This window comes from Sphingobium sp. TCM1, assembly GCF_001650725.1.
In the GTDB taxonomy this organism is placed as follows: Bacteria; Pseudomonadota; Alphaproteobacteria; order Sphingomonadales; family Sphingomonadaceae; genus Sphingobium.
In genome coordinates this window covers 31,172-54,960 of record NZ_LXVX01000012.1, presented here as the reverse complement: position 1 = coordinate 54,960, position 23,789 = coordinate 31,172, and the positions used below count along the sequence as shown (strand labels likewise).

At 63.9% G+C, this 23,789-nt stretch carries 22 protein-coding genes and 2 tRNA genes; 10 read left to right on the top strand and 14 right to left on the bottom strand.

Annotated elements, in window-relative coordinates; all coding sequences use genetic code 11:
- Positions 1-9: 9 nt before the first annotated feature.
- The 4 genes from A7Q26_RS09245 to A7Q26_RS09230 all read right to left on the bottom strand — a co-directional run bounded on the left by A7Q26_RS09245 (position 10) and on the right by A7Q26_RS09230 (position 5,064).
- A complete protein-coding gene (locus tag A7Q26_RS09245; RefSeq protein ID WP_066859104.1) occupies positions 10-1,530 on the bottom strand; it encodes an XrtA system polysaccharide chain length determinant in 1,521 nt (506 codons plus the stop codon).
- Positions 1,531-1,532: 2 nt separating this feature from the next.
- The gene (locus A7Q26_RS09240; protein WP_066859103.1) at positions 1,533-2,177 is read right to left on the bottom strand and encodes an XrtA/PEP-CTERM system exopolysaccharide export protein; all 645 of its coding nucleotides are present in this window, start codon (positions 2,175-2,177) and stop codon (positions 1,533-1,535) included.
- Positions 2,178-2,308: 131 nt separating this feature from the next.
- On the bottom strand, positions 2,309-3,541 hold the full coding sequence (locus tag A7Q26_RS09235; protein WP_066859102.1) for a pyridoxal-dependent decarboxylase, exosortase A system-associated: 1,233 nt from the start codon (positions 3,539-3,541) through the stop codon (positions 2,309-2,311).
- Positions 3,538-5,064 carry an acyl-CoA ligase (AMP-forming), exosortase A system-associated gene (locus tag A7Q26_RS09230; protein ID WP_066859467.1) on the bottom strand — a complete coding sequence of 509 codons (1,527 nt, stop codon included), beginning with the start codon at positions 5,062-5,064 and terminating at the stop codon, positions 3,538-3,540. The genes A7Q26_RS09235 and A7Q26_RS09230 overlap by 4 nt, the downstream gene beginning before the upstream one ends.
- Before the next feature lie 83 nt (positions 5,065-5,147).
- Between A7Q26_RS09230 and A7Q26_RS09225 the strand changes: the two genes are divergently transcribed.
- A complete protein-coding gene (locus tag A7Q26_RS09225) occupies positions 5,148-6,158 on the top strand; it encodes a GNAT family N-acetyltransferase (RefSeq protein WP_157102515.1) in 1,011 nt (336 codons plus the stop codon).
- 27 nt (positions 6,159-6,185) lie between these two features.
- Positions 6,186-6,476, top strand: coding sequence for a phosphopantetheine-binding protein (locus A7Q26_RS09220; protein ID WP_066859101.1), 291 nt, complete (start codon positions 6,186-6,188; stop codon positions 6,474-6,476).
- A gap of 76 nt (positions 6,477-6,552) precedes the next feature.
- Here A7Q26_RS09220 and trxB read toward each other — a convergent pair whose 3' ends face one another.
- Positions 6,553-7,515, bottom strand: a complete 963-nt coding sequence (trxB, locus tag A7Q26_RS09215) for a thioredoxin-disulfide reductase (RefSeq protein WP_066859100.1) — start codon at positions 7,513-7,515, stop codon at positions 6,553-6,555.
- A gap of 186 nt (positions 7,516-7,701) precedes the next feature.
- Between trxB and mtgA the strand changes: the two genes are divergently transcribed.
- Entirely contained in the window at positions 7,702-8,400 is a 699-nt protein-coding gene (mtgA, locus tag A7Q26_RS09210; RefSeq protein ID WP_066859465.1) for a monofunctional biosynthetic peptidoglycan transglycosylase, read from the top strand.
- Positions 8,401-8,456: 56 nt separating this feature from the next.
- On the opposite strand, the gene A7Q26_RS09205 is transcribed toward mtgA, so the two are convergent.
- The 6 genes from A7Q26_RS09205 to A7Q26_RS09180 all read right to left on the bottom strand — a co-directional run bounded on the left by A7Q26_RS09205 (position 8,457) and on the right by A7Q26_RS09180 (position 16,349).
- The gene (locus tag A7Q26_RS09205) at positions 8,457-10,958 is read right to left on the bottom strand and encodes a TonB-dependent receptor (RefSeq protein WP_066859099.1); all 2,502 of its coding nucleotides are present in this window, start codon (positions 10,956-10,958) and stop codon (positions 8,457-8,459) included.
- 368 nt (positions 10,959-11,326) lie between these two features.
- A complete protein-coding gene (gene clpX / locus A7Q26_RS09200) occupies positions 11,327-12,595 on the bottom strand; it encodes an ATP-dependent Clp protease ATP-binding subunit ClpX (RefSeq protein ID WP_066859098.1) in 1,269 nt (422 codons plus the stop codon).
- 139 nt (positions 12,596-12,734) lie between these two features.
- The gene (locus A7Q26_RS09195; protein WP_066859097.1) at positions 12,735-13,370 is read right to left on the bottom strand and encodes an ATP-dependent Clp protease proteolytic subunit; all 636 of its coding nucleotides are present in this window, start codon (positions 13,368-13,370) and stop codon (positions 12,735-12,737) included.
- Positions 13,371-13,460: 90 nt separating this feature from the next.
- On the bottom strand, positions 13,461-14,468 hold the full coding sequence (locus A7Q26_RS09190; protein ID WP_066859096.1) for a glycosyltransferase family 2 protein: 1,008 nt from the start codon (positions 14,466-14,468) through the stop codon (positions 13,461-13,463).
- Between the two features lie 141 nt (positions 14,469-14,609).
- Positions 14,610-16,205, bottom strand: coding sequence for a trigger factor (gene tig / locus A7Q26_RS09185; protein WP_066859095.1), 1,596 nt, complete (start codon positions 16,203-16,205; stop codon positions 14,610-14,612).
- Positions 16,206-16,264: 59 nt separating this feature from the next.
- Positions 16,265-16,349, bottom strand: a tRNA-Leu gene (locus A7Q26_RS09180).
- A 124-nt stretch (positions 16,350-16,473) separates the two neighbouring features.
- On the opposite strand from A7Q26_RS09180, the gene A7Q26_RS09175 reads away from it, so the two are divergent.
- From A7Q26_RS09175 to A7Q26_RS09165, 3 genes are all read left to right on the top strand, one after another.
- Complete coding sequence (locus A7Q26_RS09175) at positions 16,474-16,668, top strand: hypothetical protein (protein WP_066859094.1); 195 nt, start codon at positions 16,474-16,476, stop codon at positions 16,666-16,668.
- A gap of 179 nt (positions 16,669-16,847) precedes the next feature.
- Positions 16,848-17,453: an RNA polymerase sigma factor gene (locus A7Q26_RS09170; RefSeq protein WP_066859093.1), complete on the top strand. Its 606-nt coding sequence runs from the start codon at positions 16,848-16,850 to the stop codon at positions 17,451-17,453.
- On the top strand, positions 17,371-18,399 hold the full coding sequence (locus tag A7Q26_RS09165; protein ID WP_066859092.1) for a FecR family protein: 1,029 nt from the start codon (positions 17,371-17,373) through the stop codon (positions 18,397-18,399). The genes A7Q26_RS09170 and A7Q26_RS09165 overlap by 83 nt, the downstream gene beginning before the upstream one ends.
- Here the strand turns inward: A7Q26_RS09165 and A7Q26_RS09160 are convergent, their stop codons facing one another.
- The 3 genes from A7Q26_RS09160 to A7Q26_RS09150 are packed head-to-tail and all read right to left on the bottom strand — an operon-like array spanning position 18,400 to position 20,071.
- Positions 18,400-19,101, bottom strand: coding sequence for an NAD-dependent deacylase (locus A7Q26_RS09160; RefSeq protein ID WP_066859091.1), 702 nt, complete (start codon positions 19,099-19,101; stop codon positions 18,400-18,402). It lies immediately after the preceding gene.
- 40 nt (positions 19,102-19,141) lie between these two features.
- Complete coding sequence (locus A7Q26_RS09155; protein ID WP_066859090.1) at positions 19,142-19,795, bottom strand: MOSC domain-containing protein; 654 nt, start codon at positions 19,793-19,795, stop codon at positions 19,142-19,144.
- 57 nt (positions 19,796-19,852) lie between these two features.
- Positions 19,853-20,071 (bottom strand): DUF2945 domain-containing protein, encoded by a 219-nt coding sequence (locus A7Q26_RS09150; protein WP_066859089.1) that lies wholly within the window; start codon positions 20,069-20,071, stop codon positions 19,853-19,855.
- Positions 20,072-20,194: 123 nt separating this feature from the next.
- On the opposite strand from A7Q26_RS09150, the gene A7Q26_RS09145 reads away from it, so the two are divergent.
- From A7Q26_RS09145 to A7Q26_RS09130, 4 genes are all read left to right on the top strand, one after another.
- The gene (locus A7Q26_RS09145; protein WP_066859088.1) at positions 20,195-21,373 is read left to right on the top strand and encodes a glycosyltransferase family 4 protein; all 1,179 of its coding nucleotides are present in this window, start codon (positions 20,195-20,197) and stop codon (positions 21,371-21,373) included.
- Positions 21,374-21,401: 28 nt separating this feature from the next.
- Complete coding sequence (locus tag A7Q26_RS09140) at positions 21,402-22,718, top strand: replication-associated recombination protein A (protein ID WP_066859087.1); 1,317 nt, start codon at positions 21,402-21,404, stop codon at positions 22,716-22,718.
- Positions 22,715-23,572: a hypothetical protein gene (locus A7Q26_RS09135; RefSeq protein ID WP_066859464.1), complete on the top strand. Its 858-nt coding sequence runs from the start codon at positions 22,715-22,717 to the stop codon at positions 23,570-23,572. Before A7Q26_RS09140 ends, A7Q26_RS09135 begins: the two co-directional genes overlap by 4 nt.
- 29 nt (positions 23,573-23,601) lie before the next feature.
- Positions 23,602-23,676, top strand: a tRNA-Thr gene (locus A7Q26_RS09130).
- Positions 23,677-23,789: the final 113 nt, after the last annotated feature.

Here is a 23,789-nt window from a genome sequence, read left to right as displayed (position 1 = left end):
TCCGATCCTTCACGCCATGCCACGCTGGACAAATTCGACGACGATCAGCAGCAGGCAGACAGCGGCCAGGCCGCCGCTGGCGCCGGCGAACCATTTGAGCCGCTGCCGTTCGACCGCGACCTGCGCGGCGTTGCGCATCTGGCTGATCGAACCGGCCACAGGCAGGCCGATCGCCTTTTCGAGCCGGGCGGCGGTAGAGAAGCTGCCCTTGAGCTGGCCCATGGCGAAAGCCACACCGATCCCTGCGCCGATGCCCAGTATCAGCACGCCCAGCAGCAGCAGCGGCCGGTTGGGCGCGGATGGCGCGGTCGGGGCGCTGGGCGGCTGGATGACACGGAACTGGACGGAGCCGGTCTCGGTCTTGACCTCGCCGCGCAGCCGGATTTCCTCCCGGTCGGACATGAGCTTGTCATATTGAGTCTTGAGCGCCGCATAGTCGCTGTCGAGCTTTTCCTGCTCGGACGCGACGCCGGGTTCATCGACCTGGCGCGACATCATGGTGTTGAGATCGGCCTGAAGCTGCGCCTTGCGCGTCTGGAGCGCCTGCACGGTCGCTGCGCGCTCGGCCTGCATCGACTTGATCGATAGATAGGCGGGATTGGGCGTGCCGCCACCGCCGCTTGCGCTGCCGCCGCCCGCGCGACGCAGGGCATCGACCTCGCGCTGGGCCGCGATGACGTCGGGATGGCTAGCGGTCCAGCCGCGCGCGCGCATCGATGCGAGGTTGGATTGCGCCTGCGACAGCGCCGAGGGGCCGCCGGACGCACCCATGCCCGGAAGGGTCTGCGGCGTGCCGGCCAGTTGGCCGTTCATCGCGGACAGCGCGCTCTGCGCCTGGACCAGCTGCGAATCGAGCTGGTTGATCTCCATCCGCGCGGCGTCCATGCGCTGGCTGATGGAACCGGCGCCCGGCAACAGCCCGACATAGCGCTGGGCGAATTCGACGCGACGCTGGTCGGCGGCTTCCAGTTGCTTGCCGCGCGCGGCGATCTGCTGGTCGAGGAAAGCCAGGCTCTGCTTGGTTTCGTTGCGGTCGCCCGAGAGATTTTCTTCCTGGAAGATGTCGATCAGCTTCTGCACGATCTGTTGCGCAATACGCGCGTTGGCACCGTCCGACAGGCCCGAATCGGCCGAGATGGCGCTGATGTCGATCATGCTGGGATCGGCCTGCGCCATGACGGTGATATTCTCGCGCAGCCTGGTGATCTTCGCCGCGATGTCGCGCGGGCCGGCGACGGTCTGCGACAGATCGGTTTCGCGCACGACCTTTTCCAGATTTTCCGCGCTGGCGAGCGTACTGCGCACCCGGTCGAGATCCTGTTGCGACTGGACCTGAGTGATGCCCAGCTTGTCCTCCAGCAGCGACTGCGTGTTCACATAGACCCGCGCCTTGGACTGGTAGCTGTTGGGGATCAGCGCCACGCCCAGCCAACCGAGCATACAAACGCCCCAGGCGACGCCGAGAGCGATCCAGCGCCGGTTCCAGATGCCGTGAAGCAGAACCATCAGTTCGTCGTAAAGGCCCGCCATGGTCAGAACATGCTTTCGGGAATGATGATGACGTCGCCGGGCGCCAGCATGACGTTGGCACGGGTTTCCCCCTTCTTGAGCAGGTCGTTCAGGCGCACCTGATATTCCTTCTGCTTGCCCGTATCCTTGTCGAAGCGCACCAGTCGCGCGCGATTGCCCGCGGCAAATTCGCTGAGGCCGCCCACCGCGATCATCGCATCGAGCAGGGTCATGTTGGCGCGATAGGGAATGGAAGCCGGCTTTTCCGTCGCCCCCACGATCCGGACCTGCTGGCTGAAGGTGCCGCTGAAATTGTTGACGATCACCGACACCAGCGGATTTTCGATATATTGGGTCAGCGCCAGCTTGATGTCGTCGGCCAGCATTTTGGGCGTCTTGCCCACGGCTGGCATGTCGGTGATGAGCGGCGTGGTGATGCGACCGTCGGGGCGCACCTGAACCTTCGCGCCCAGTTCGGGATTGCGCCAGACGAAGATGGTGAGATCATCGAGCGGGCCGATGACATATTCCTCGCCCGGCCCCTCCTGCGTCGAGACGAAGGAGGCCGGGGGCAATTGCGGCCCGGACGGCCCGGAGGCGCAGCCCGACAAGGCGACGGCGGGCAGCGATGCACCGAGCAGAAGCCTGGAAACCGACACGAAACGCATATTTTCACCCCTTGTCGTGGCCATGCGCCATCGGCCGCCAAAGAGAAGAGGCGGCCCGAGGGAACAGGGCTTTGGGATTCTTCTTGCCCCGAAAGGGTAAAGATACCGTTAGGAGTTAAGTCCCGAGCAAATCAGCCAAGTAAAAGTTCGCGGGGACTTGGGTGGCCAAGGAAGGCGGCGGGGCTGGCCGATGCGCCATAGGCTCCGGCAAGGAAGATGGCGATGAGATCGCCCTCCTCCACCGGCGGCAGGGCTACCTTGTCCCCCAGCCGGTCGATCGGCGTGCAGAGGCATCCCACGACCGTTACCGGTTCCGCCGCCGGGGCGACGCCGAAACGGTTTGCGACCGCGATCGGATAGTTGCGCCGCACGACCGTGCCGAAATTGCCGCTGGCGGCGAGTTGATGGTGCAGGCCGCCGTCGACAACGACGAAGGTTTCACCCTGGCTGATCTTCACGTCGACCACGCGCGTCAGATAGACGCCCGCCTCGCCGACCAGCCAGCGGCCAAGTTCGATCGCGAAGCCGCTGTCGCGGAGAATGTCGGCCCTCTGCTCCAGAGCCGTGTCGAGCGCCGTGCCGATCGGCCGGATGTCGAGCCGCTGATCGCCGGGGAAATAAGGGATGCCGAAGCCGCCGCCCAGATTGACCAGCGGCGGGCTGGCGCCCACATCGTCGGACAGGCGTGCGGCAAGTGCGATGGTCGCGGCCTGGGTTTCGATGATCGCCAGCGGATCCAGATTCTGGCTGCCCGCGAAGATATGCCAGCCCTGCCACGCCGCCCCGGCGTCGATCACCATGCGGGCGAGCGCCGCCGCCCGGTCCGCATCGACGCCGAAGGGCTTGGCGCCGCCACCCATACGCATCCCCGACCCCTTGAGATCGAAGTCGGGATTGACGCGGACGGCAAGGCGCGGCGTCTTGCCGATCGCGTCGGCCACGGCCAGAGCGCGGCGCGCCTCCCCTTCCGATTCGAGATTGATGGTCACGCCCGCGAAGATGGCGGCGGACAGTTCGTCATTGCGCTTGCCCGGCCCGGCGAAGCTGATGCGATCGGGCGCCATTTCAGCTTCGAGCGCCATGTCCATTTCGCCACCCGAAGCGATGTCGAAACCGTCGACCAGATGCGCCATGCGCGCCAGCAGCGGGGCGAAGGGATTGGCCTTGATCGCATAATGAAGATGGAGCGTATCCGGCATGGCGTCTCGGAAATGGCGGACCTGCGCCTCGACGATCGCCATGTCATAGACGAAGAGCGGCGTGTCGCCCGCCTCGTCCACCAGGCTTTCCGCGCCGCAGTCGCCGATCAGCAGCATGTCGTCCTCGGCATCGAACCAGGACGGGATCGGACCCATGGGCTTCATACGCCAGACTCCCCGGTGCCAAAATCTCTCGACAGTGCAACCCGGTCGATCTTGCCATTGGGATTGCGGGGAAATTCAGGGCGCACGATGATGTCCTTGGGCTGCATGAAATTGGGCAGTTCGACCTTGAGCTGCGCCGCGACCGCTTCGGCGATGGCGGGATCGTCGGCGCGCAGGAGCAGGCGCACCGCCTGTCCCAGCCGGTCGTCCTTGACGCCGAGCGCCACCGCTTCGGCCACGCCGGGCACGGCGACGGCCGCCTCCTCGATCTCGGTCGGGCTGATGCGGTTCCCGGCCGACTTGATCATCGCGTCGTCGCGGCCGACGAAATAGAGCAGTCCGTCCGCGTCGCGCCGCACCGTATCGCCCGACCAGACCGCCATGCCGCCATAGCGCGACGCGGCCGGTGCCGGCCGGAAGCGTTCGGCCGTGCGCGCCGGATCGCGCCAATAGCCCTGCGCCACCAGCGGGCCGCAATGGACCAGTTCGCCCGGCTCGTCGCTGTCGGTCAGGCTACCGTCGGGGCGCACAACCAGGATTTCGGCGAAAGGGATGGCGCTGCCCATCGAATCGGGATGAGCGTCCACCAGAGCGGGCGGCAGATAGGTGGAGCGAAACGCCTCGGTCAGGCCATACATGGGATAAAGGTCCGCCTGAGGGAATAGTGCCCGCAGCCTCGCCACCAGCGGACGGGTCAGCGCGCCGCCGCTGTTGGTCAGGCGCTTCAATTTCGCGGCGACTTCCGGCGGCCATTCCAGTTCGGTCAGTTGCACCCAGAGCGGAGGTACGCCAGCCAATGTCGTAATGTCGCGCCGGTCCACCAGCTTCATGACGTCGCGCGGCGTCAGATAGTCGAGCGGATAGACGCAGCCACCCGAGAACCAGGTCGAAAGCAGCTGGTTCTGGCCATAGTCGAAGCTGAAGGGCAGGACGCAGGCGGTGCGATCGTTTGGCGCGAGTTTCAGATAGTCAGCCACCGCCACCGCGCCCAGCCATAGATTGGCATGGGTCAGCACCACGCCCTTGGGCCGCCCGGTCGACCCGCTGGTGTAGAGAATCGCGGCCAGATCGTCCGGCCTTGCGTCCGATGGGCCTATCCCCTGCCCGCCGCTCATGGCGCAGGCCGCATCATCTTCCCGGTGAAGCCGGCATCCGGGCGGGACGTCACCCGGCTTCAGGCTGTCGAGTCGCGCCGCCGTTCCTATCAGCAGCGCTGCCCCGCTGTCCGCCAGGATATGGGCGACCTGAGCATGTTTGAGCAGCGGATTGATCGGCACATGGACCAGGCCGGCGCGCGGCGCGGCCAGCGGCATCAGCGCCGCCACCGGCCCCTTGGCCACCCAGCTCGCGACCCGTGCGCCCGATTCCAGTCCGAAGCCCGCAAGCCAACCGGCCAGCCGGCCCAGCGTCTGTTCCAGTTCGGCATAGCTGTAGCTGCCCGATCGGCCGTCCAGCGCCAGCTGGACCGAATCGCCGCGAAGCAGCAGATGGTCCACCGGACTAAGCTGAGCGCCGTCGATCATGGAAGGATATTCAGTCACGGCCGCTTAACTCCATGTGCAGATTCTTCTCCTATGCGTGTCGTGACTGGGGCGGAGATAGTCGGTTGCGGGCGCCAAGGGAATATCACAGCCTGGATGATGTGCGGCAGGCGCTCGCCGGCCGCCTCGGTCGCGGCCATGTGCCTGCCCTTTTCGGAAGACTCGACTGGTTCGAGGCGCTCCATCGCCATTGCTGCGCCCAATTGCCGCTCCGCATCCTCCACGCTCAGGAGGGCGAGGCCGAAGTCTGGCTGTTCCTGGTCGCCCCTGCCCCGCGCCGGATCAGCGCGCTGGCGAACTGGTACAGCTTTTCCTGGGCGCCCATCTTCCTCGGTGCGCCGGACCCGGCCGCGCAGGCACGCCTGCTCGACGCGGTCGCCCGCGCATTGCTCGCGCAGTGCGCGCAGATTGACCTCTATCCACTCGAGGATGGCACCGAGCTGCTGAACGCCTTGCGCCGCGCGGGCTGGTTTACCGTAAGCCGGCCGATGGGCGGGCGCCATTTGCTGAAGATGGAGGGTCGCAGCTTTGAGGATTATTGGGCGGCACGCCCCGGCCGGCTGCGGAACCTGGTCCGGCGCAAAGGGCGCAACAGCCCCTTCGCCCTGTCGATCAGCGACAGGCTGACCGACGATCTGTGGACCGACTATGTCGATGTCCATGCACGCAGCTGGAAGGACGCGGAACCGGCGAGCGGCCTCGATTTCCTGCGCGCCCTCGCCGAACGGGAAGCGGCAGCGGGAACCCTGCGACTGGGTTTCGCCCGGCTCGACAGACGGGCGGTCGCGACGCAATTGTGGACGATCGAGCATGGCGTCGCGCTGATCCACAAGCTGAGCCATGACCGCGCGTGCGACGGCGGATCGCCCGGCACGCTGCTGAGCCACGCCATGTTCGAACAGGCGATCGATCAGGATCGAGTCACGCTGATCGACTATGGTACCGGCGACAATGGCTACAAGCGCGACTGGATGGAGCAACGCGTTCCGCTCCAGCGGATCGACGCCTTCAACCCGCGCGCGGCCTCCGCCTGGCTGCCCGCGGCGCGGACGGCTATTTCCGCGCTTGTAGGTTAGGCCGCGAGCCTTTATTCAGGCCCCATCATGCGGGCGCAAACTTCTCAACCGGTCGATCGGACCATCGATGTGGACAGCCTGATGCGAGCGCTGTTGCGCGACGTGCTGGGACTGACGCAGAGCCAAGTCGACGCGTTCGACGCGGACACTCCGTTGTTCGGCGCTCTGCCCGAACTGGATTCCATGGCGGTCGCCGGCCTGCTGACCGAGATGGAGGACCGTTTCGACATCCTGATCGAGGATGACGATATCGACGGTGACACGTTCGAGACTTTCGGAACCCTGGTAGCGTTCGCGCAGGCGAAGATAACGGGCTGAAACCCCGTTTCCGCGGCGAAGGCCCGGTTCTGGCGCCATCGTCCAAGACCCCGGCATTCGCCGGGGCCGCATATATTCAAGCCTCGACCAGTTCCTCGAAATCGGCCTCGGCCAGGAATTTCTCGACGTCGAGCGCGGCCATGCAGCCCATGCCGGCGGCGGTCACGGCCTGGCGGTAGATCTTGTCGGTGACGTCACCCGCCGCGAACACGCCGGGAATGGCGGTGCGGGTCGTGCCCTTTTCCACCAGGATATAGCCTTCGTCGAGCGGCAGCTTGCCGGTGAAGAGTTCGGTCGCCGGATGATGGCCGATGGCAACGAAACCACCGTCGGTCGGTACATGCGACTTTTCACCCGTGACCGTATCGATGAGGTCGACGCCCACCAGCCCTTCGGGCGTGCCGCCGCCGACGAACTGTTCCACCGCCTTGTTCCAAAGTACCTTGATGTTCGGATGGGCGTGCAGGCGCTGTTGCAGGATCTTTTCCGCGCGCAGCGAATCCCGGCGGTGGATCAGCGTCACGTCATGGCTGTGGTTGGTGAGGTAGAGCGCTTCCTCGACAGCGGTGTTGCCGCCGCCGATCACCACCACCTTCTTGCCGCGATAAAAGAAGCCATCGCAGGTGGCGCAGGCCGAAACGCCCTTGCCCTGGAGGTGCTCCTCGCCAGGCACGCCAAGCCATTTGGCCTGGGCGCCGGTGCAAATCACCAGCGTGTCGGCGACGTAGAGCGTGCCACTGTCCCCGCGCAGGCGGAAGGGACGCTCGCTGAGGTCGACGTCGACGATCTGGTCATACATCATCTGCGCGCCGACATGCTCGGCCTGGGCCTGCATCTGCTCCATGAGCCAAGGCCCCTGGATCACGTCCTTGAAGCCGGGATAATTTTCCACGTCGGTCGTGATGGTGAGTTGCCCGCCCGGCTGCATCCCCTGCACCACGATCGGCGCAAGGCCGGCGCGCGCGCCGTAGATGGCGGCGCTGAGGCCCGCCGGGCCGGAACCGAGGATCAACATGCGGGTCGAATGGGTAGCGGTCATAAGAGGCTTTCGGCTGCGATTCGTGTTGGCCAGAGAGATAGGCCGTGACGAAGCGCTGGCAAGCGAAGGATTTGCTTGGCGCCATGCAAGCTGGCCTGCGCGGGCCATGGCGTGAATGAAGACCCGCACTCGCTCTCGGCCGATCCGGCGGCTTGAACCGTGCCGCCGGCGCGTTACGCTGGCGGCATGAACGCACCTTCCGCCTTTGCCCGCAACCGCCGCTCGCGCTGGATCAGCATCCCGCTCAGGCTCCTCTTTGGCTTCGTCGCCCTGTCGCTGCTGATGGTAGTGGTCTACCGCTTCGTGCCGCCGCCCGTGACCTGGACGATGCTGCTTGACCCCAATGGCATCACCAAGGACTGGACCAGCCTGGACGAGATCGATCCGGACATGGCGCGGGCGGCGATCGCGGCGGAGGACGGGAAATTCTGCTCGCACCATGGCTTCGACGTGGACGCGATCGCCAAGGCGGCGATCCATAACGCCAGCGGCGGTCGCGTGCGCGGCGGATCGACCATCAGTCAGCAGACGGCGAAGAATGTCTTTCTCTGGCAGGGCGGCGGCTTCGTCCGCAAGGGTCTGGAAGCCTGGTTCACCGTCCTCATAGAGGCGATGTGGGGGAAAAGACGGATCATGGAGGTCTATCTGAACGTCGCCGAGACCGGGATCGGAACCTACGGCGTACAGGCGGGCGCTATTCGCTACTTCCGCCATGGCGCGGGCAAGCTGACCCGTGCCGAGGCAGCGCGCATCGCCGCCGTCCTGCCGCTGCCCAAGAAGCGCGCGGCCGTGGCGCCCAGCGGATTCACCCGCCGCTACGGCAATTCGATCGCCGCCCGCATCGGCGTGGTGCAGCGCGATGGGCTGGATGGGTGTCTGAAATAGCTGAAAAAGGAGGCGCGGATCGCTCCGCGCCTCCCCTTCCAGCAGCCATGCAACGATCAGAAGCCGACGACCACCGATCCTATGAAGGTACGGGGCGCGCCGATCTGGGCGAAGGTCACACTGGTGTTCGACAGTGTGCCGTCGAAACCGCCGACATAAACCTTGTCGAAGACGTTGGTCACGTTCAACTGAAGCGCGACGCCAGGGGCACCGAACTTCTCCAGCGAATAGCGCGCATCGATATCGACCAGTGTATAAGCGGGAGCCTTGGCACCGTAGACCTGCGTCGAGGTGCCGTTGATCGTCTGATAGACAGGCAGGTTCTGGTCGTTGATGTACCGCGGACCAGTACGCTTCGCCTGTATTCCAAGCCGGAAGCCTTCGATCTCCCCCTGCATACGGCCACCAAAGGTGTATACCGGAGCACCCGATTCCCGCTTGCCAGATGTCTGCGCCACAGTGGTGGCAGACAGTTCGACATCGTCCTTAATCTTCGACTTCAGATAAGACCCGAAGGCATAGAGCATGAACTCAGGGATAGGCTGATAAGTGATGCTGCCGTCAATGCCATATTTGTCGACGCGACCCAGGTTCCGATAGATGGTCGTGTCGAGATCGCGATCATAAGCCGAGGCGAGACGATCACTATAGATGGTGTACCAGCCGGAAAGTTGAGCCTGCAAAGCCGGCGACCGATAGCGCACGCCAAGGTCGAAATTGTCGGTCGTTTCCGGAGTCGGGCTGGCTCGATCATCGGTCGCAGCGTAGAAGAAAGACTGATACAAATTGTCCGTACCGGGAACCTGCAGACCCTTCGAATAATTGCCGAAAATGTCGAATGCGTCAGTTGCGTTGAAAACGAAGCCAGCGCTGGGCAGCAGCTTGTCATATTTGAACACTCGACGCTGCGGCCCCTGGACGGCGGGATTCGCCGCCGCATAAGCGGCTTCGCTCGTCGAGCCGGGATCGAAGCAGCGCAGGTTGCCCGAAGCCGTTGCAGTAGCGCAATAATTGTTCAGGTCACGCTTGAAGAAGGGCGCGCGTAGACCGACCGTAACAGTCAGCGCGTCCATGAACTTGCCACGATATTCACCCGACACCTGGTGCAAAATTGCGTAGGACAGTCGATTGCGCTTCTGCACAACAGCACCGCTGGCATCAACGATGGGGTTGTCGATCGGGAAAGGCTCCGCACCAAATCCATTATCGGTCAGATGCCCGGCTTCACCAGTCTGACGATGGCGACCCCGATCGAAGCTGTACGCGACGCGGACGGTGTTGTTAGAATCCAGATCGTAGCGTAGCGAGGCGATCAGGCCATAGCGATGCGTTTGCGTCTGGCTCGGCGTATGAATACGGACGGTGTCCAGCATATCACCGTCGCCATTAATGTCGCGGCCAAAGAAATATTGCGCGGCGCTCGACGACCCTTGGATAAAGCCGGTGGCGCCGGCAAGACCGGACGACGCGGAGGTCCGCCCTTCCGAACCGATGCTGGTGCCGCCGCCATTTGCCTTGGTGTACTGATAGCTGGGATCAACCGTCAGAATAACGCCATCAGCAAGCGTGAACCGCGAATTTATGCGGATGTTGCCGGTGTTTGAAGGATTGTAGCGATATTCGAAGTCCGAACCACAACTACTGGCCGTATCAGCCACCCCTGCGCGCGGGTCAGGCACGGTGCAGCGGGCCGTTTCGTAAAAGCGCTCGTCCTTGGTCACCGGGAAGCGGTTGCCGCTGCCGCCGCCCACCACACGATCGGCATCGAGCCGAAGCGGCACCGAGCCAAAGAAATTGTTCCGGTTTTCATTATAATGACCGGCGAGCGATATGAAATCGCCGTTGCTGCCGATCGGCTGATATATCTTGGCATTATATTGCTGCTTGTCGATCTCGCCGATGCCGCCATAGATGGCGTTATTGGTAGCGCGGCTGGCCGACAGGAAGGCTCGGGTGCCCCATTTGGTGAAGCTGCCCGTCTGCACCATGCCGAACAGGCGGAAAAATTCGAAGTCACCGACCGAAGCGACCATCTTGGCGCTGAAATCTTCGCTCGGCGTGATCGAACGATAGTTGACGGTCGACCCGGTCGCCGCAGCAGTCGGACTGTCGACGTCGGTCGAGCCCAGGTTGACGTTCACCTGCTCGATGATTTCAGGGTCGAGTTGCTGGTTAGAATAGAGAGCGTAGCCGCCAGTATCGTTGAGCGGCAGGCCATCGAAGGTCTGCGAAATGCGCTGGTCATCGAAGCCACGGATGGTCAGCGTGCCGCCAGCCGAACCGAACGGATCATTGTTCTGGAAGCTGACGCCCGGAAGCTGGTTGATCACTTCATTGATCGTCTGGCCTGGAGTCTGAGCCTGGATGAATTCGGCACCCAGCACTGCTTTCGCGCGGCTTGTGTCCGGCACAATCACACCCGCGATGCCTGCATCAGTCTTGGCGCCGGTCACAACGATCTCATTCTCGAAATCGATCGAACCGGTCGACTGCGCAAATGCAGCGCCCGGAATGGCGACAGCGATGATCGCGGCGCTACCCATCAGAAATTGTTTCATATGCCCCTTGTCCCTTTTCAAGAGTGGCGCGAGCCGCGCCCGAATGTCCCGCTCTTTCAAGCCGCTGCCGCCTGTGACGGCCTCTGGCGACGCCCCTGTGATGCTCTGATTGCAATTTTGTTACAATGCACCATCAGGACTGTCACAACCCTGCCGACGCCAAGACCAGCGTCCGGCTTGGCGGTACGGAATTGCAGGTAATTTGTTGAAATTTAATGACGAATTTTGACGCAACAGACCTAGTTTGACAGTGGTGCAATTTTGCAACGCGGCGAGAATTTTTGTGCAGCGCACGCACTGCACAACAAAAAAGGCCGGCGATCGCTCGCCGGCCTTTTTGGCTTACGCTACGGAAACCGTCGCAAAGATCAGGCGGCGTCCTCCGCCCGCTTCTTGTTGTCGCTGAACACGCGAATCGGTTCCTTGGTGCCGGCAACGACATCCTTGTCGACCACCACTTCGCCAACGCCCTCCATAGACGGCAGGTCGAACATGGTGTCCAGCAGGATCGCTTCCAGGATCGAGCGAAGCCCGCGCGCGCCGGTCTTGCGCTCGATCGCCTTCCTGGCAATCGCGGTCAGCGCGTCTTCGGTGAAGCTGAGTTCGACATTCTCCATGTCGAACAGCTTCTGATACTGCTTCACCAGAGCGTTCTTCGGTTCGACCAGGATCTTGACCAGCGCGGTCACATCCAGATCCTCCAGCGTCGCGATAACCGGAAGACGACCGACAAATTCAGGGATCAGGCCGAATTTGAGCAGATCTTCCGGTTCGCTCTGACGCAGCAGTTCGCCGGTCTTGCGCTCCTCGGGCGCGGCAACATGGGCGCCGAAGCCGATCGACTTGGCTTCCAGACGGTCGCCGATGATCTTTTCCAGTCCCGCGAACGCGCCGCCGCAGATGAACAGGATGTTGGTCGTGTCGACCTGGAGGAACTCCTGCTGCGGATGCTTGCGGCCGCCCTGCGGCGGCACCGAAGCGGTGGTGCCTTCCATCAGCTTGAGCAGCGCCTGCTGCACGCCTTCGCCCGACACGTCGCGGGTGATGGACGGGTTTTCCGCCTTGCGGCTGATCTTGTCGATCTCGTCGATGTAAACGATACCGCGCTGCGCCTTCTCGACATTATAGTCGGATGCCTGGAGCAGCTTGAGGATGATGTTCTCCACATCTTCGCCGACATAGCCCGCTTCGGTCAGGGTCGTCGCGTCCGCCATGGTGAAGGGCACGTCGAACGTCTTGGCCAGCGTCTGCGCCAGCAAGGTCTTGCCGCAGCCGGTCGGGCCGACGAGCAGGATGTTCGACTTCGCCAGTTCCACCTCGCCCGGCTTGGTCCCGTGGTTGAGGCGCTTGTAATGATTGTGGACCGCGACGGAGAGAACGCGCTTGGCGCGATTCTGACCGATCACATAATCGTCGAGCACGTCGCAAATTTCCTGCGGCGTGGGAACGCCGCCATCCTTCTTGCCGACGAGACCGCCCTTGGTCTCCTCGCGAATGATGTCGTTGCACAGTTCCACGCACTCATCGCAGATGAACACGGTCGGCCCTGCGATCAGCTTGCGCACCTCATGCTGCGACTTCCCGCAGAAAGAGCAGTAGAGGGTGCTTTTTGAATCGGAGCCGGTCAGCTTGGTCATTCGTCAATCTCTCTCCCCTCCCGGACTGGAACCGCAGAACCGTGTCCGGAGAGGGATTTTCTGGTCCAAAGGTCATCCTAGACCGCGGCGCGCCTTTTCCACAAGTGGAGAAAGTGGAGCACCACGGTAAAGATGGCCTTTAGCCCTCCGTGGTTTCCGCCGCGGCAGGGCGGCGATCGAACACTTCATCGACCAGGCCGAATGCCTTGGCCTCGTCCGCTTCCAGGAAGGTGTCGCGGTCCATCGCCCGTTCCACCTCATCCAGCGTGCGGCCGGTATACTGAACGTACAAGTCGTTCAGGCGACGACGGATACGCAGGATTTCCTTGGCTTGAATCTCGATGTCGGACGCCATGCCCTGGGCGCCGCCCGACGGCTGGTGCACCATGATGCGCGCGTTCGACAGCGCTATGCGCTTGCCCGGCTCGCCGGCGGCCAGCAAGAAGCTGCCCATCGACGCGGCCTGGCCTATGCAGACTGTGCCGACCTGCGGACGGATATATTTCATCGTGTCATGGATCGCCATGCCGGCCGTGACCACGCCGCCAGGCGAGTTGATGTACATCCAGATGTCCTTCTTCGGATTTTCCGATTCGAGGAACAGCAACTGGGCAACGATGAGCGAGGCCATATGGTCCTCGACCTGGCCAGTGACGAAGATGATCCGTTCGCGCAGGAGCCGCGAGAAGATGTCGAAGCTGCGTTCGCCGCGGTTCGACTGTTCGATGACGATGGGGACCAACGCGGCCATGGGATCGGACATGATATCGGTCATTGTGCTCTTTCAGAGTGGTTGCTTTTGCCCAGGCCCTACATCGGCACAAATGGCGGATGGTTCAAGGGGCTTGGCGCGCGGACCCGCCGATCAGTCGCGGCGGGCGAAGTCGGACGGGGCGCGGAAGGCGAGATAGGCGAGCCGGCGTACTTCGCGACGCCCACGCACGACCGTGTCCAGGATGAGGCCGCACATCATCGACAGGGTCGCGAGGATCATCAACCCCGTGACCAGGATCGCGGTCGGGAAGCGCGGCACCAGGCCGGTGTGAAAATAGGTGACGATCAGCGGCGCCGCCAGCCCCAGGCCCAGCGCCGTCAGGAAGGCCGCGATGATGCCGAAGAAGAGGACCGGCCGCTCGATGCGATAGAGGGTGATGATGGTGCGCAGGATGCGCCAGCCGTCGCGATAGGTGGAAAGCTTGCTGACCGACCCTTCAGGGCGCGCGCCATAGGCGGTCATCACTTCGGACACCGGCATCGCCAGTTCCAGCGCGTGGACGCTGATCTCGGTCTCGATCTCGAAGCCCGCGGACAGAACAGGGAAACTCTTGACGAAACGGCGTGAAAAGATCCGATAGCCCGAAAGAATGTCGGTGAAGCTGCGACCGAACAATTGCTTCAACAGGCTGGTAAGCGCCCAGTTGCCGAAGCGGTGGCCGCGTCGATAGGCGGCATCCACCTCGTCGCGGCGGCACCCGACCACCATGTCGAGATTATCGTCCAGCATCGCTGCGATCATAGCCGGGGCGGCGGCGGCCTCATAGGTCGCGTCGCCATCGGCCATGACATAGATGTCGGCATCGACGTCCGCGAACATGCGGCGGACCACATGGCCCTTGCCCTGCTGACCCACGCGGCGGACGATCGCGCCCGCACCGGACGCCAGCTCCCGGCTGCCGTCGCTGCTGTTATTGTCGAACACATAGATATCGGCGCCCGGCAACGCCCGGCGGAACCCCTCCACCGTCTGCACGATCGCGCCCGCTTCATTGTAGCAGGGCAGGATCACCGCGACGCGCGGCGCGACCAGCCCGGGCACCTTGCCCACGTTGTCGCCGGTCGCGCTCTCACCGGTCACTGGCGGAAATTCCTTCATCGTCGCACCTGGCCCCTGCCCCTTATGCCATCGCCATGGAGCATCATGATTAATATTTCATCTGCCATGCCGCCCGCGCAATGAAAAGCGCCCGCGCTTCCTGCTGGAAGCCGGGCGCTCGTCATGCCTGATCGGGCAAGCTTATTCGGCCTTGGCGGCAGCCTTCTTGGGAGCAGCCTTCTTCTTGGGCTTCTCCTCGGCGGCAGCCTCCTCAGCGACGGCTTCGTCCTTCTTGGCGGCCTTCTTGGCGGCCGGCTTCTTGGCGGGCGCCTCCTCGGCTGCGGGAGCGGCTTCGGCCTCGGCAGGCTCGTCGGCCTTCTTCTTGGCAGCGGCCTTCTTCGCCTTGGGCTTTTCGTCATGATGGTCATGACCACAGCCCGGACCATGGACGTGCGGCTTGAGGTCGCCATCCTCGGCCTCGATCGCGGCTTCGAGTTCCTCGCGGGTCACCGCGCGATCGGTGATTTCAGCCTTGTCGAACAGGAAGTCGACGACCTTGTCCTCATAGAGCGGCGCGCGCAACTGGGCGGCCGCCATCGGGTCTTGGCGAACATATTGCACGAAGCGCTCGCGGTCCTGCGGGCCGTACTGCTGCGCGGCCTGCATGATGAGGCGGTTCATTTCCTGATCCGAAACGGTCACGCCATTGGCCTGGCCGATTTCCGAGAGCAACAGACCCAGACGGACGCGACGCACGGCGATGGCGCGATAGTCGTCCTTCTCGGCTTCCATTTCCTTGAGGGCCGCTTCGGGATCTTCCTCATGGCCGGCTTCATGCTGGAGCTGCGCCCAGATCTGCTCGAACTCGGCTTCGACCATGCTCGGCGGAACATCGAAATCATGCGACGCGGCCAGCTGGTCGAGCAGCTTGCGCTTCATGTGAGTCCGGGTCAGGCCGTTATGTTCCTGTTCGATCTGGCCCTTGAGCAGTTCGTTCAGCTTTTCCAGGCTTTCCAGGCCCAGCGACTTGGCGAAATCGTCGTCCAGCTTGGGCTTTTCACCGTCCAGCACCGACTTGACGGTCACGTCGAAGGTCGCGGCCTTGCCGGCCAGATGCGCGGCGCCATAATCTTCGGGGAAGCTGACGTCGATGGTCTTTTCCTCACCCTTCTTCACGCCGGTCAGCTGTTCCTCGAAGCCGGGAATGAACTGACCCGAGCCGAGCTTGAGGCGGATGTCCTGGGCCGAACCGCCCTCGAACGCCTCACCATCGACCTTGCCGACGAAGTCGATGACCAGCGTGTCGCCCTCGGCGGCTTCATGGTCGTCGGCCTGTTCCTCAAGCGCGCCCTGCTGGGTGGCGATGCGGCCGGCAGCCTCGGCGACCTGCTCATCCGCGACCGCGACGGTCAGGCGTTCCAGCTTGAGGCCCTCGACGCTCGGCGCCGCGATTTCGGGCAGCACTTCCAGCGCGACCTTGACCTCGGCATCCTTGCCGAATTCGAAATTCTCGTCCAGCTCGACCGAGGGCTGCATCGCGGGACGCAGCTTCTGGTCAGCGATTAGCTTCTGGATGCTTTCCTGGATCGAATTGTTGAGCGCGTCGCGCTGCAGCGATTCCCCGTGCATCTTCTTCACGAGGTTCGCGGGCACCTTGCCGGGGCGGAAGCCGGGCATACGCACCTGTGGTGCGATCGCCTTCACTTCCTTTTCCACGCGGGCGTCGATATCCTTCGACGTGATGGTCACGGTATAGGCGCGCTTCAGGCCCTCGTTCAACGTCTCGACAGTCTGCATCTCTTCTCTCAAACGCTTTCTTCAGCTGAATTTCGGTGGCTTGGCCGCAGGCGGCGCTCTGGTGCGGGCGAAGGGACTCGAACCCCCACATCTTGCGATACCAGAACCTAAATCTGGCGCGTCTACCAGTTTCGCCACGCCCGCATCGGTCGCCGGTCGGCGCGGCATAGAGAAAAGCGCGCGCAGAGGCAAGGGATAGTGGAACCCGCCGCGGAACCGGTGGTGAGGGCCGAGCGTAGCGTCTTCGGAAGACAAAGGAGTGACAGCCATGGCCACCCGCCCAGACACCGGCCCGGACGGCGTTCCGCCGCCCGACAGAATCGAGCCTCAATCGCCCGACGAAATGCCCGCGCCCGACCTGCCGGTCGAAACGCCGATGACAGAACCCGACGAAATCAGCCCGGTCGGCCCCGACTATGACCAGCCGGATCGGGCGCCGACGGAGTTGCCGCCTCCCGACTGAGCAACGAAACGCAAGCGGGGCGCGGCTTATCCACAATAAATTTACCCAACCCTGCGCCTTTTTGGTTGATCGCTAAAAATTTGCCGCCCCTATGGCTGGACAGCCCCCTGCATCCATGATTGAACTGTGACGAATAAAATAATTCGGGAGAGGCGCGGCTGACAAAATAGGGGGTCAACGTGCAACGGGTTCGCGCCAAGCTGGAATGGTTCAAGACGGTGATCCTGCCACAGGAAGCCGCCCTTCGTGGCCGGCTCCGTAGGATATTGCCCTCCACCCACGAACTGGAGGACATGGTCGCAGAGGTCATGGCCCGCGCCTATGCCACGGACAATTGGGAAAATGTCACCACCGGCCGGGCCTATCTGTTCACCATCGCCCGCAATCTGGTGATCGACACCGCACGCCGCAACAAGGTGGTCAGCTTCGAGACGATCGCGGACCTGGAATTGCTGGGCGGAGAAAATAATATCGAGGCGCAGCTCCATGCCCGCGAAGCGCTGCGCCAGGTCGAGGCGATCGTCGAGTCGCTGCCCCCTCAATGCCGCCGGGTCTTCATTCTTCGCCGCATCCACGAAAAATCGATGCTGGAAATAGCGGAGGAGATGTCGCTGTCCGTTTCTACAGTTGAAAAACATCTGGCCAAAGCAATCGCAATAGTTATGCGGGCCTGGGCAGAACGTGAGGAAACGGACTTCGAGCGTGCAGGCGTCGGGACCAAGTTCAAGCTGCGGGGACAGGAACGCGATCGAAGCGGAAGCCGCGCGCCTGCTGGCCAGGCTTAACAGCGATCCCACCCCGCAAGACGAAGCCGACATCTGCACATGGATAGAATCCGATCCGCGCCACGCCGTGGCCTTCGCCCGAGCCGAAGCCGCCTGGGAAGCCGCCGAAAGGCTTAAAAGCGCCGCCGCCGATGTTACGCTGCCACCGCTTCATGCGATCGTCAGCGAAGAACAGCAGCGCCGCCTCTCCCGCAACATCATGGTCGCGGCCGCCGTTGCGGTCATGCTGTTCATCGTCGCGGCGATCGTGACGGTCCGCACCTTCAGCGGCGTCGAACGCCATGCCACCGCCATCGGCGAAATGCGCGACATCGCGCTGGAGGACGGCTCCACGCTGCATCTCAACAGCGACAGCGAAGCGGAAGTCCGCTTCACCTCCAATGGGCGCAAGGTCCGCATCCTGAAGGGTGAGGCATCGTTCGACGTGGCCCGCGACGCCGAACGCCCCTTCGACGTCGAAGCCCGCGCCGCCGTCATCCGCGCGGTGGGAACGGCCTTCAACGTGCGGATGCGGCCTTCGCTGATCGAACTGACCGTGACCCACGGCACCGTCACCGTCCATTCGGGCAACAGCATCCAGCAGAAGGTCGCGGCCGGCAGCGGCGCTGTCATCCAGCCGCGCAGCATCGCCCTCACCCGGCTGGGAACCAAGCTCATCGACCAGCGCACCGCCTGGCGCGAGCGGATGGTCGAGCTGGACGGCGAAACGATCGAGCAGGCGGCGGGCGAGTTCAACCGCTATCGCAAGGCGCCGATCCTGATCGGCGATACCCGTGTATCTGCGCTGCGGATCGGCGGGCGTTTCCGCACGACCGACAGCCGGGAGTTCCTGTCCGCACTGCAAATGAGCCTGCCGATCCGCGTGGTGAACGGCGAGGACGGGTCGGTGATGTTGCTGTATCGCGACGAATATCCGGCGGAAGCCGCCAATGCGACCGCCGGCTGATCAGCCCAGCAGTTCCCACACCAGTTCCGGCACCAGTTCGCTGGCCGGCCCCATCCGGCTTTCCTCGAAATAGAAGCTGCCGGCCGAGGGATCGAGATTGAGTTCGAGTGTCCGCGCGCCGACATGGCGGGCGGTCTGGACGAAGCCGGCGGCCGGATAGACCGCGCCCGACGTACCGATCGACACGAACAGATCCGCGTCGCGCAGCGCCGTATCGATCCGGTCCATCTCATAGGGCATTTCACCGAAGAACACGATGTCCGGCCGCAGCGCGGCCCGGCCGCAGCCTTCGCAGATGGACGCAGGCGGGAGCGGGCCGGCCCAGGCGACGGCCTTGCCGCAGGCGGCGCAGAGGGCCGATTTCAGTTCGCCATGCATGTGGAGCAACCGCCGCGCGCCAGCGCGCTCATGCAGGTCGTCGACATTCTGCGTGACGATCAGCAGGTCGCCGGCCCACGCCCGGTCGAGCGCCGCAAGCGCCTCATGCGCTGCATTGGGCACCACCTCGGCGAGCTTCGCCCGCCGCTCGTCGTAGAATCGATGGACCAGGCCGACATCCCGCGCCAGCGCCTCTGGCGTGCAGACATCCTCGACCCGATGTCCTTCCCACAATCCATCCGGCCCGCGAAAGGTGGCAAGGCCGCTTTCGGCGGAAATACCGGCGCCGGTCAGGATGACGATGTTGCGAATATCCTCGTTCATGGGCACAGCCTTAGCGATGCGATCATGGCTTCGCCAGCCGTCAGGCCGCGAGCTTGCGCGCCCGCTCCCGCCAGGCTTCCGCCAGCACATCCATGCCCGCGAGCGCGCGAACGGCATCGGGATCGGCCTTGTGCCCGCCGCCGATGAGCAGGCGAAACAGCCGTGCGACCGACCATTGCGGTAGAGGCCGGTCGAGCAAGGCCATCCGGGTTCCTGCCTCCGCCTCGCCTTCGCGGATCACACGAAAATAGATGCCGCAACGCCCGGTCCGGACAATCGTCGCCATCACGTCGCGCGCGCCGAAACGATGGTCGAGCTTCCAGCAGGGTTGGCGTCCATGGCTGACTTCCACGATCGCACTTCCCAGCGAGAAGCGATCACCCAAACACAGATCCTCCTCGGTCATCCCGCGCGAGGCGATATTCTCGCCGAAGGCTCCAGGGGCGTCTAGCAGCGGATGGTCCGGCCGAGCTTGCCGCCACCAGTCATAATGGTCCTGCGGATAGAGATGGATTGCCTTGTCCCACCCGCCATGATGGATGCGGTCAGCCACCGCATTGCCCTCCAACCCGTCCCAGCCAATCCGCACGGGGCCGTCGACCGGCCGCTTGGCAATGGCGCTATAATCCTCGCCGCGAAAGGGGACAGGCCTGCCGACCAGAAGGGCCTCGACGATCATGTGGGGCGTGTTCATGCCTCTCCATGCCATGACTGCGCCACTAACGCGATGGCCGGTCTGGAGCGAATGGCGTCAGGCGCTGCTGATTTCGGACCCCAGCTTCAACACTTCGGCGCCGCTGTCGGTGGCGATGAGATAGGCGGGGTCCTGCGGCGATCCGTTGCGGCGGATGAGCGACCCCTCGATCCTGCGCTCCACATGGTGGTCGAACCGCTCGGCGACACGTCCGCGGCCGACGCCCTGCCCCCAGTTCCACTTGACCCGCCTTCCCTTACGGAATGTCTCGGTCATCTGGGCATCCTCTCCTGCTGGGGCATATGCGTCGGCCGGCCTCTCATCCTGGCAGAAGGCAAAATTCCGGGGGGCTTTTGTGGTTCCCTTGGGTTTTTCATTCTCTTGGGCTAAGGCGCGCCGATGGATGCTACCGGCCTTCGCGTCGCCCTGTTCAGCGGCAATTACAACTATGTTCGGGACGGCGCGAACCAGGCGCTCAACCGCTTCGTCGGCTATCTGCTGAGGCAGGGCGCGGCCGTGCGCGTCTATTCACCAACGACGGACACACCTGCCTTCGATCCGGCCGGCGACCTTGTGAGCGCGCCGTCATTCGCCGTGCCAGGGCGCAAGGAATATCGGGTTCCCTATCGACTGTCGGCGTCATTGCGCCGCGATCTCAAAAACTTCCGGCCCAACCTGGTGCATGTGGCCAGCCCCGACCCGCTGGGCCATCGCGCGCTCAGTTGGGCGCGTGACCATGGCCTGCCGACGGTCGCGTCCGTCCATACCCGGTTCGAAACCTATCCGCGCTATTATGGGCTGGCCTTCCTGGAGCCGCTGATCGAGTCGCTGCTCCGCCGCTTCTACCGCCGCTGCGACGCCATCGTGGCGCCATCCGAATCGATGGCGCAACTGCTGCGCGAGCAGCGGATGAACTATGATGTGGGCATCTGGACGCGCGGCATCGATCGGGACATTTTTCATCCCGCCCGGCGCGACCTGGCCTGGCGGCGGTCGCTGGGCATCGCCGACGGTGTGCCGGCAATCGGTTTCATCGGCCGACTGGTGATGGAAAAGGGGCTGGACGTCTTTTCCGACACGATCGACCGACTGACCGAACGCCAGGTGCCCCACAAGGTGCTGGTGGTGGGCGAAGGCCCGGCGCGCGAATGGTTCCAGAACCGCCTGCCCCAGGCCGTCTTCACCGGGTTCCAGCAGGGGCAGGACCTGGGCCGCGCCGTCGCCAGCATGGACATGCTGTTCAATCCATCGGTTACCGAGACCTTTGGCAATGTGACGCTGGAGGCGATGGCGTGCGGCCTGCCCACGGTCGCCGCACGCGCCACGGGCAGCGAAAGCCTGGTCACCGAAGGGATCACCGGCCGCCTTATCCGGCCCGGTGCGATCGGCGATTTCGCCGACGCGTTGCAATATTATTGCCAGGACGAAAGCGCGCGCACTGCCGCCGGCAGGGCGGCCCAGGCCCGCGCCGAACGCAATGGCTGGGACCAGGTCAACCAGGCCCTGGTCGACACCTATCTGCGCGTCATCCGCCAGCGCGCCCAGGGAATGGTACCGCGTTCCAGCCCTGTTCCCTGATCGGCTCTCTGTCCCTATATCGGTCGCGATGGCCGATCTTTTTGCTTCCGATGACCCTGGCTCCGCCGATTTGGCGGACATCGCCCCGCTGGCCGACCGGCTGCGCCCGCGCACGCTGAGCGACGTGGTGGGACAGGAACATCTGACCGGTCCCGATGGCGCGATCGGCCGCATGGTGGCGGCGGGCCGGCTTTCCTCGATCATCTTCTGGGGGCCGCCTGGCACCGGCAAGACGACGATCTCCCGCCTTCTGGCGGATGCTGTGGGGATGCGGTTCGAACCGATCTCGGCGGTCTTTTCCGGAGTCGCCGACCTCAAGAAGGTCTTTGCCCTCGCCAAGGAGCATGGCCGGCGGGGCGAGAAGACGCTGTTGTTCGTGGACGAGATCCATCGGTTCAACCGCGCACAGCAGGACGGATTCCTGCCCTTCGTCGAGAACGGGACCGTCACGCTGGTGGGCGCGACCACCGAAAATCCGAGCTTCGAACTCAACGCGGCGCTGCTGTCCCGCGCACAGGTGCTTATCCTGCGTCGGCTGGACGCCGCGGCGCTGGAGCAGTTGCTGGACCGGGCAGAGGCGCTGACCGGCCGCCCGCTGCACCTGGACGTCGCAGCGCGCGAAGCGTTGCTGGCGAGTGCGGATGGGGACGGCCGCTTCCTCCTCAACCAGGTTGAGACGCTCTATTCGATCGACATTCCGCAGCCGCTCGATCCCGCCGGCCTTTCCGCCCTGCTCCACCGCCGCGTTGCGGTCTATGACAAGGATAGGGAGGGGCATTACAACCTCATTTCCGCACTGCACAAAGCATTGCGCGGATCAGACCCACAGGCCGCGCTCTATTATCTGGCGCGGATGCTGACGGCGGGCGAGGAGCCGCTTTACGTGTTGCGGCGGCTGGTGCGTTTCGCGACCGAGGATATTGGCCTCGCCGATCCGCAGGCGCTGGTCCAGTGCCTTGCGGCCAAGGATGCCTATGAGTTTCTCGGTTCGCCGGAGGGGGAGCTGGCGATCGTGCAGGCCTGCCTCTATTGCGCCACGGCCCCCAAGTCGAATGCCGGCTATATGGCGATGAAGGCGTCCTTCAAGTCCGCGCGGGACACCGGATCGCTGATGCCGCCGATGAACATCGTCAACGCCCCCACCAAGCTGATGAAGCAGGTCGGCTACGGCAAGAACTATCAATATGACCATGATGCGGAGGGCGGCTTTTCCGGTGCCAATTACTGGCCGGACGAGATGAGTCCCCAGATCTATTACAGCCCCACCGATCGCGGGTTCGAGGCACGCATCGCCGAACGCATCGCCTATTGGAACCGGCTGCGGGCGGAGCGCGGCCCGGCGTGACGCCCCGCTTCGCGCGCTTCGCCGCGATCGACTGGTCGGGTGCCAAGGGCGCGCGGCACAAGGGCATAGCGATCGCCCTGTGCGAAACTGGACAGGCCGTGCCGCGCCTGATCCGCGCGCCGGGCGGCATCTGGTCGCGGCAGGCGGCCACCGACTGGTTGCTGGAGACGGCGGCCCAGACATCCACCCTGTTTGGTTTCGATTTCAGTTTCGCCCCGCCCTTCGTCACGCGCGGCGCCTATCTGCCGGGCGATGCGGCGCCGGAGGACGGCCCGGCCTTCTGGGCCTATGTCGACGCAATCTGCGAGGACGCCGACCTGGGCGCGGCCAGCCTGCTGGAAGTTGCCCATCGCCGCCATTTCTATTTCGGCAAGGCGGATGGGGCGAAGGCCGGCTTCATGCACCACCGCGCCTGCGAAGCCCAATATAATGCAGGTGGCGCGGGCAAGCCTTCGACCGTCTATGATGCGATCGGCGCCGCGCAGGTGGCCAAGGCAAGCTTTGCGGGCATGAGGATGCTGCACAAGGTACGGCGGGAGGTGCCGGTCTGGCCCTTCGATCCCGTGCCCGCGACCGGATCGCTGGTCATCGAAATCTATACCAGCATCGCGGCTCGTGCCGCCGGGCGCCCCAAAGGCCGTACCAAGATGCGCGACACGGCCGCGTTGAATGCGGCGCTGTCGGCTCTGGGATCGGGCCAGCACATGGGGCCGATGCCCGACGACCATGGCGCCGACGCCCTCGTCACCGCCGCTTGGATGCGAAATGCGGCGCTGCGTCCGGACCTTTGGGCGCCACCGGCGCTGACGGCGAAAATTGCGCGAACAGAGGGCTGGACCTTCGGCGTGATCTGATAGTAAGGGCGTCCGACCCGAATGGGTGCGCCGGCTTAGCACAGCGGTAGTGCAGCGGTTTTGTAAACCGAAGGTCGGGGGTTCGATCCCCTCAGCCGGCACCATGACAGGCAGCGATGCCCGATCCCCAAAGCAAAATGGGGGCCGGCATTCCTGCCGGTCCCCACTTCCGTCGAGTCTAGCGATCCGCGTCCGTGAAGGATGCGATCATCGGCCC

Excerpts from the sequence above, each read along its gene's own strand:
- A7Q26_RS09230 (WP_066859467.1), bottom strand. The coding sequence starts at position 5,064 with ATGATCGACGGCGCTCAGCTTAGTCCGGTGGACCATCTGCTGCTTCGC.
- A7Q26_RS09235 (WP_066859102.1), bottom strand. The coding sequence starts at position 3,541 with ATGAAGCCCATGGGTCCGATCCCGTCCTGGTTCGATGCCGAGGACGAC.
- A7Q26_RS09220 (WP_066859101.1), top strand. The coding sequence starts at position 6,186 with ATGCGGGCGCAAACTTCTCAACCGGTCGATCGGACCATCGATGTGGAC.
- trxB (WP_066859100.1), bottom strand. The coding sequence starts at position 7,515 with ATGACCGCTACCCATTCGACCCGCATGTTGATCCTCGGTTCCGGCCCG.
- A7Q26_RS09175 (WP_066859094.1), top strand. The coding sequence starts at position 16,474 with ATGGCCACCCGCCCAGACACCGGCCCGGACGGCGTTCCGCCGCCCGAC.
- A7Q26_RS09155 (WP_066859090.1), bottom strand. The coding sequence starts at position 19,795 with ATGAACACGCCCCACATGATCGTCGAGGCCCTTCTGGTCGGCAGGCCT.
- A7Q26_RS09145 (WP_066859088.1), top strand. The coding sequence starts at position 20,195 with ATGGATGCTACCGGCCTTCGCGTCGCCCTGTTCAGCGGCAATTACAAC.
- A7Q26_RS09245 (WP_066859104.1), bottom strand. The coding sequence starts at position 1,530 with ATGGCGGGCCTTTACGACGAACTGATGGTTCTGCTTCACGGCATCTGG.
- A7Q26_RS09195 (WP_066859097.1), bottom strand. The coding sequence starts at position 13,370 with ATGACCGATATCATGTCCGATCCCATGGCCGCGTTGGTCCCCATCGTC.
- mtgA (WP_066859465.1), top strand. The coding sequence starts at position 7,702 with ATGAACGCACCTTCCGCCTTTGCCCGCAACCGCCGCTCGCGCTGGATC.
- A7Q26_RS09205 (WP_066859099.1), bottom strand. The coding sequence starts at position 10,958 with ATGAAACAATTTCTGATGGGTAGCGCCGCGATCATCGCTGTCGCCATT.
- clpX (WP_066859098.1), bottom strand. The coding sequence starts at position 12,595 with ATGACCAAGCTGACCGGCTCCGATTCAAAAAGCACCCTCTACTGCTCT.
- A7Q26_RS09140 (WP_066859087.1), top strand. The coding sequence starts at position 21,402 with ATGGCCGATCTTTTTGCTTCCGATGACCCTGGCTCCGCCGATTTGGCG.
- A7Q26_RS09160 (WP_066859091.1), bottom strand. The coding sequence starts at position 19,101 with ATGAACGAGGATATTCGCAACATCGTCATCCTGACCGGCGCCGGTATT.
- A7Q26_RS09150 (WP_066859089.1), bottom strand. The coding sequence starts at position 20,071 with ATGACCGAGACATTCCGTAAGGGAAGGCGGGTCAAGTGGAACTGGGGG.
- tig (WP_066859095.1), bottom strand. The coding sequence starts at position 16,205 with ATGCAGACTGTCGAGACGTTGAACGAGGGCCTGAAGCGCGCCTATACC.
- A7Q26_RS09240 (WP_066859103.1), bottom strand. The coding sequence starts at position 2,177 with ATGCGTTTCGTGTCGGTTTCCAGGCTTCTGCTCGGTGCATCGCTGCCC.
- A7Q26_RS09190 (WP_066859096.1), bottom strand. The coding sequence starts at position 14,468 with ATGAAGGAATTTCCGCCAGTGACCGGTGAGAGCGCGACCGGCGACAAC.